5 protein-coding genes are annotated in these 7279 nt (G+C 67.9%); all 5 read left to right on the plus strand.

Features of this window, described 5'->3' with window-relative positions:
• Positions 1 to 96: 96 nt before the first annotated feature.
• On the plus strand, positions 97 to 1854 hold the full coding sequence (gene recJ / locus ACM0PB_RS19545; RefSeq protein WP_065185237.1) for a single-stranded-DNA-specific exonuclease RecJ: 1758 nt from the start codon (positions 97 to 99) through the stop codon (positions 1852 to 1854).
• 143 nt (positions 1855 to 1997) lie between these two features.
• On the plus strand, positions 1998 to 4910 hold the full coding sequence (locus ACM0PB_RS19550; protein WP_414604792.1) for a DUF2135 domain-containing protein: 2913 nt from the start codon (positions 1998 to 2000) through the stop codon (positions 4908 to 4910).
• Between the two features lie 79 nt (positions 4911 to 4989).
• Entirely contained in the window at positions 4990 to 5241 is a 252-nt protein-coding gene (locus ACM0PB_RS19555) for a hypothetical protein (protein ID WP_065177618.1), read from the plus strand.
• A protein-coding gene (gene prfB / locus ACM0PB_RS19560) for a peptide chain release factor 2 (protein ID WP_111008336.1) occupies positions 5164 to 6289 on the plus strand; the annotation gives its coding sequence in 2 pieces (ribosomal slippage) (positions 5164 to 5238 and positions 5240 to 6289; 1125 coding nt in all). The genes ACM0PB_RS19555 and prfB overlap by 78 nt, the downstream gene beginning before the upstream one ends.
• A 45-nt stretch (positions 6290 to 6334) precedes the next feature.
• Positions 6335 to 7117: a helix-turn-helix transcriptional regulator gene (locus tag ACM0PB_RS19565; protein ID WP_065177619.1), complete on the plus strand. Its 783-nt coding sequence runs from the start codon at positions 6335 to 6337 to the stop codon at positions 7115 to 7117.
• Positions 7118 to 7279 lie beyond the last annotated feature (162 nt).

Below are 7279 nucleotides of genomic sequence, written 5' to 3' on the forward strand. Positions count from 1 at the left end.
CTGGCCGAAGAGCCAGGTTGCCTCGTCAGCAGCGGCAGCCGACCGGGGGAGCGGTGCACGTTATGATGTGCGGGTCTTTCGTAACCGGCGATGCCGATGTCCCTTGCCGCCGATGCTGCGCAGCCGCCCTCTGATACACCGCTGATCCGCCGCCGCGATGCGGTCGTGCCCGGCAGCTGGCCAGAGGGCACGCTGCCATTGCTGGCCAGACTCTATGCCAGCCGTGGTGCGGGAACGCCAGAGCTGGCGCTGCCGAAACTGGGCAGCCTACACGCGCCCGAGCTGCTGACCGGTATCGATGATGCAGTGGGCCTGCTGATCGAAGCCATCGCCAACGACAAGCGCATCCTGGTGGTCGGCGATTTCGATTGCGATGGCGCCACCGCCTGTGCGGTCGGCGTGCGTGGCCTGCGCATGCTCGGCGCGCAACACGTCTTCCACGCGGTGCCGAACCGCATGGTGCATGGCTATGGCCTGTCACCGTCGCTGGTGGAAGAGTTGGCCGCGCTGCAGCCGGACCTGCTGGTCACGGTCGACCACGGTATTGCCTGCCATGCCGGTGTCACCGCGGCCAAGGCGCGCGGCTGGCAGGTGCTGGTCACCGACCACCATCTGCCGGGGCCGCAGCTGCCGCCGGCCGACGTGATCGTCGATCCCAACCTGGATGGCGATGCCTTCCCCAGCAAATCGCTGGCCGGTGTTGGTGTGATCTTCTATGTGCTGATGGCGCTGCGCCGGCATATGCGCGAGGCCGGCGTCTTCGCAGATGGCAAGGGGCCGGACCTGACCACGCTGCTGGATCTGGTGGCGGTGGGCACCGTTGCGGACCTGGTAGCGCTGGACCCGAACAACCGTGCGCTGGTCAGCGCAGGCCTGCGCCGTCTGCGCGCAGGGCAGGGCTGTGTCGGCCTGCGTGCACTGATCGAAGCCAGTGGCCGGGATGCCGCGCGACTGACCGCCACCGACATCGGCTTCGCACTCGGCCCGCGCCTGAACGCGGCGGGCCGGCTGGAAGACATGGCGCTGGGCATCGCGCTGCTGCTCACCGAAGATCCGCGCCAGGCGCGCGAGATCGCGCAGACGCTGGAGCAGATCAACGCAGAACGCCGCGCGGTGCAGCAGTCGATGACCGACGATGCCGAGCAGGCCCTGACCCGCGTGGTGCTGGACATGGCCGGGCAACGGCCGGTAGCCGCCTGCCTGTTTGATGCCGACTGGCATCCCGGTGTGGTCGGCCTGGTCGCTTCGAAGATGAAGGATCGCCTGCATCGCCCGGTAATTGCCTTCGCTCCGGCCGAACCGGGCGCCGACACGCTGCGTGGCTCGGCGCGCTCGATTCCCGGCCTGCACATCCGTGACGCCCTGGCGCTGGTCGATGCGCGCCATCCGGGCCTGATCGACCGCTTCGGCGGTCACGCCATGGCGGCCGGCCTCAGCCTGCGGCTTGACCACGTTGATGACTTCAAGGCCGCCTTCGTCGCCGTGGTGCTGGAAATGCTCGACCCGGCGGCACTGCAGCAGCAGGTGCTCAGCGACGGCGAACTGGCCGCGGACGAGCTCGATCATCGCCACGCCGATGCGCTGCGGTTGGCCGGCCCATGGGGCCAGGGCTTCCCCGAACCCCTGTTCGACGGCCACTTCGAAGTGGCCAACTGGCGCGTGCTGAAGGAGCGCCACCTGAAGCTGGAACTGCGCCTGCCGGGCGTGCCTGGCACGATCAACGCGATCCACTTCGGCGGCTGGCACGGCAATGCGCCCGGCCGACACGTGCACCTCGCCTACCGGCTGGCCTGCGACGACTATCGCGGCGGCAGCGCCATCCAGCTGATCGTGGAGCACTGCCTGCCCGCCTGAGAAAAAGGGGACGGAGGGGATTAAGTCGCAACTGGCAAACAGGGCATAAGCGACTTAATTCCCTCCGTCCCCTTTTTGGGTCTCCCAACCCCGTTACGGCTGCTGGTGCGTTCAAGGGTCCACGATCCCACTGGAGTCCGGTCATGGTCTTCGCCCGTTGCTGCATTGTGTTGTTGCTGGCCCTTGCGGCCTGGCCCGCTGGCGCGCAGTCGCCGCCGATCTCCCGGCCGCAGGCCGCCACGCCGCTGCTGATCGCACCGGCGGCTGAGCAGGCGGTCCAACTGCGACACGCCCGCATCGAGGGCGGGGTCCAGGCGGGCATCGCCCAGACCCGGATCATCCTGGAATTCCACAACCCGAACCGGCGCGTGCTGGAGGGCGAGCTGCAGTTCCCCCTGGCCGATGGCCAGCAGATCAGCGGCTTCGCGCTGGATATCAACGGCGAGATGCGTGACGCGGTGCCGGTGCCGAAGGACCGCGGCCGCCAGGTGTTCGAGGAGATTGCCCGCCGCGGCGTTGACCCGGGCCTGCTGGAACAGACCGCCGGCAACCAGTTCCGCCTGCGCATCTATCCGCTGCCGGCCGGCGGCAGCCGGCGCGTGCAGCTGGTGATCCGCGAGCCGTTGGCCTTCGCCGGCCAAGGCTGGCAGTGGACGCTGCCGCTGCAGTTTGCCGCCGGTGCAGCCTCGGTTGAACTGAAACTGCAGGCACCTGGCACGACCACCGCAGGTACGGCGCCATTCCGCATCAGCGCGGGCCAGCTGCAGTGGCAGGGCAAAGGGGCGCAGCTGCCGAAGCAGCTGCAGTGGGATCTGCCGGCGACCCGCCAGGCACAGGTGCAGGTGGCGCCCTGGCAGGATGGCCACTATCTGCTGGCGCAGCTGCCGGTGGCGGCCAGCAGCACGCCGCGCAAACTGCCGAGCGAAATCGGCCTGCTGTGGGATGGCTCCGGTTCGGCGGGCCAGCGCGATCACACACGTGAGTTCGCCCTGCTGGATCGCTATTTCGCTGCGCTGCGCGACGGCACCGTGGCCTTGACCGTGCTCCGCGATCGCGCCGAGCCGGTGCGTCGCTTCCGCATCCGCGCCGGCAACTGGAGTGAACTGCGCGCTGCCCTGCAGGCCGTGCGCCCGGACGGTGCCAGCGCGCTGGCACAGTGGCAGCCGCAGCCGGGCGTGAAGGAATACCTGCTGGTCAGCGATGGCCTGCTGACCTATGGCCCGGAACAGCTACCGGCGATGGCACCCGATCAGCGCCTGTTTGCGATCAGCAGTGCCGGTGCGCGCACTGATGCCGTGCGGCTGCGTGGTTGGAGTGAGGCGCATGGCGGTCGCTTCATCGCGCTGGGCAAGGATGTCGATGCGGCGGCGCACGCGTTGCTGGCGTCGCCGATGGATGTGCAGGTCGATGCGGGACGCGGCGTGCAGGATGTAGTGATCGATCGCCGCAGTGAAGCCCACGGCTGGCTGTGGCTGCACGCACGACTGGCAGCCGACGGTGTGCCGATGCGGGTGCGCGTGGGCGACGGCGAGTGGGAAGCGCTGCCAGCGACGCAGAAGAGCAAGGACGGTGAACTGCTGGCCGGTTTGTGGGCGCAGGCGCGCCTGCAGCAGCTGGCCGCCGACCGTCGTGGCAACCGCGAGGCGATGCAGCGCCTGTCACAACGGTTTGGCCTGGTGGGGCCGGATACCTCGCTGATCGTGCTGGAGACGTTGGAGGACTACCTGCGCTATGCGATCCGTCCTTCGGGCACGCTGCGCGCGGAGTACGACGCCAGGTTTGCAGTGCAGGTCAGGGATCGCGCCGCTGGGGATCGCCAGCGCCTGGATGAAGTGGCCGCCCGCTGGAAGGAGCGCCAGCAGTGGTGGAGCCGTAGCTGGCCGAAGGATGCGCCGCCGCAGGCCAAGGAAATGGCGCTGGACGTTGCATCCGCAGACTACGCAACCGAATCCGCACCCGTGGCGATGCTGGCAGCCCCTGCACCTGCTGCTCCGCCCGCCCCTGCACCGACGGCAGCAGCGGCCGAGCAGCGTATGCAGGCCGCCAGCGCACGCGCGCGTCGTCCGGCGCCCGCGTCGGAGAATGCACTGGATGCGATTGTGGTCACCGGCGGCACGGTCGATGCCGCTGCGGCCGCCAACGATGGCCAGCTCGGCATCCAGCTGGCGGCCTGGCAGCCGGACTCGGCCATCGCCCGGCGCCTGCGCCAGGGCCCGCCGTCGCAGCTCTATGACCGCTATCTGGCCGAGCGCGATGCCCACGCCGACAGCAGCGCCTTCTTCCTCGATGTGGCCGACCTGCTGCTGGAGCAGGGCCAGCGCGAGCTGGCACTGCGGGTGCTGTCGAACCTGGCCGAAATGGATCTGGATAACCGCCACCTGCTGCGCGTGCTCGGTTACCGACTGATGCAGGCCGATGCTCCCGCACTGGCGGTGCCGGTGTTCGAGCAGGTGCTGGCGATGGGCCAGGAAGAACCGCAGAGCTTCCGCGACCTGGGCCTGGCGCTGGCAGCGGCCGGCAAGCCACAGCAGGCACTGGCGCCGCTGTACCAGGTGGTGGTGCGGCCGTGGGACAGCCGCTTCGATGGCATCGCCCTGATCGCGCTGGATGAGCTGACCAACCTGGTGGCCGGCAGCACGCCCCGGCTGGATACCACCGGCATCGACCCGCGCCTGTTGCAGGCGATGCCGCTGGACCTGCGCGTGGTGCTGTCGTGGGACGCCGACAACAGCGACATGGACCTGTGGGTAACCGACCCGAACGGCGAGCGCGCCTACTACGGCAACCGGCTGACCTACCAGGGCGGGCAGATGTCGCAGGACTTCACCGGCGGCTATGGCCCCGAACAGTTCTCGCTGCGCAACGCCAAGCCGGGCAAGTACAAGGTGGAGGCGAACTACTTTGGCAGCCGCCAGCAACTGGTCACCGGCGCGACGACACTGATGCTGCGTCTGACCACTCATTGGGGCACGGCCAAGCAGAAGGATCAGATGGTGACGATGCGACTGAAGGACCGTGCCGAGACCGTGCTGGTGGGCGAGTTCGAGGTTAAATAGTCAACTGCCCCAAATGGCCGTCCGAGGGTGGGCCAAGGAAGACCCTCGTCGACGCCGCTCTGGGGCAAGGAGGCCCTGTGTGGGGGCGGCTGCAGCCTGGCTGGCTCCCCGCGCCAAGGCGGGTACCGCCTGCCTGAATGCAGCGCCGACGCATCACGCTCGCGCCTCCCCGGCGCAGGCCCAGGCCCTCATTCCGGGCGCCCACGGCCTGCGGTATCATTACCAGTCATCTTTTGAATGCATAACCGCCGACATGATCGAACTGAATCCTGTCCGCCAGCGCATCACCGATCTGACCGATCGCGTGCTGTCGCTTCGGGGGTATCTTTGACTACGACGCCAAGAAAGAGCGTCTTGAAGAAGTAACGCGGGAGCTGGAAAGCCCCGACGTCTGGAACAACGCCGAGTACGCCCAGAACCTGGGCCGCGAGCGTTCCAGCCTGGAAAAGACCGTGGGCGGGATCGCCTCGGTGCTCGATGGCCTGAACGACGCCACTGAACTGCTGGAGCTGGCCGAGTCCGAGCAGGACGAGGAGACCGCACTGGCGGTGGTCGCCGACCTCGACAAGCACCAGGCGCACGTGGAGAAGCTGGAGTTCCAGCGCATGTTCTCCGGCGAGATGGACAATGCGGCGGCGTTCGTCGACATCCAGGCCGGTGCCGGTGGTACCGAAGCCCAGGACTGGGCCGAGATCCTGCTGCGCATGTACCTGCGCTGGTGCGAATCGCGCGGCTGGAAGACCGAGCTGATGGAAGTCTCCGGTGGCGACGTCGCCGGCATCAAGTCGGCCACGCTGCGCGTGGAAGGCGACTATGCCTATGGCTGGCTGAAGACCGAGACCGGCGTGCACCGCCTGGTGCGCAAGTCGCCGTTCGACTCGGACAACCGCCGCCACACCAGCTTCACCTCGGTGTTCGTGTCGCCGGAAATCGATGACAACATCGACATCACCATCAACCCGGCCGACCTGCGTACCGACGTGTACCGCTCGTCCGGTGCCGGTGGCCAGCACGTGAACAAGACCGAGTCGGCGGTGCGTATCACCCACATCCCGACCAACATCGTTGTGGCGTGCCAGACCGGCCGCAGCCAGCACCAGAACCGCGACAACGCGATGAAGATGCTGGCCGCCAAGCTGTATGAACTGGAGATCCAGAAGCGCAACGCCGAGAAGGACGCGGTGGAAGCCACCAAGTCCGACATCGGCTGGGGCAGCCAGATCCGCAACTACGTGCTGGACCAGAGCCGTATCAAGGACCTGCGTACCGGCATCGAGCGTTCGGATACCCAGAAGGTGCTGGACGGCGACCTGGACGAGTTCGTCGAGGCCAGCCTGAAGGCCGGTTTGGCCGTGGGCTCCAAGCGCGCCGATGCCTGATCGACGCGCCTGCGCGGATATCATCGCCTTCCGCAGCGGAGGGCGATGATGCGCAGCGAAAGTGAACGCAAGGAACTCGGTAGCTTCCTGAAGGCCTGCCGCGCCCGTGTCGACCCCGCCACGCTCGGCCTCCCGGCCGGGCGGCGGCGCACCCCGGGCCTGAAGCGCGAGGAAGTGGCGCTGGCCATCGGGGTCAGTGTCAGCTGGTACACCTGGATCGAGCAGGGCCGTGAAGTGCGCGCCTCGCCCGAAGTGCTCGAGCGCCTGGCCAAGGTGCTGCGCATGAGCGACGACGAACGCGCCTATGCATTCGCGCTGTCCGGCTATGGCGTACCGCTGGAATCGCCGGACGAGAGCGTGACCGACGGCCTGCGCCAGCTGGTCGAAGCGATGCAGCCGATCCCGGCCTATGTGCGCAACACCCGATTCGATATCCTGGCCTGGAACCCGGCCATCGCCGATCTGTTCGTGGACTACAGCCAGCTGGCGCCGCATGAGCGCAACACGCTGCGGCTGATGTTCCTGTACCCGCCGTACCGCACGCTGATCCTCAACTGGGAAGAAATGACCCGCGGCCTGCTGGCCGGCTTCCGCGCGGCGATGGCGCAGGCGCCGGACAAGGCGCCGTTCCTGGCGCTGGTGGAGGACATCGCCGCGCACAGCGAGGCGTTCCGGCGGTGGTGGCCGGAGCACGACGTGCGGCGGTTCGATGAAGGTGCGAAGAAGCTCAACCATCCCACGCGGGGATTGCTGGACCTGCAGTACGTGGCGCTGGTGCCGGAGAGCCGGCACGACCTTTCCCTGGTGACCTACCTGCCGCGAAAGTAGGGGTGTTCGGCAGGGCTTGCAGCCCTGCACCCGCAGAGGCCGAGCAACAGCAACAGCAACAGCAACAGCGGGCATTCCGTTGGATGGCGGGGCGGTGTGGGTTGGCAGGACACGCCGTAAACCCGTCCATGGGGGCTCGATGGCGCCATGGATGGCGCCATC

Source organism: Stenotrophomonas sp. AR029 (assembly GCF_047520695.2).
Classification (GTDB): Bacteria; Pseudomonadota; Gammaproteobacteria; order Xanthomonadales; family Xanthomonadaceae; genus Stenotrophomonas; species Stenotrophomonas sepilia.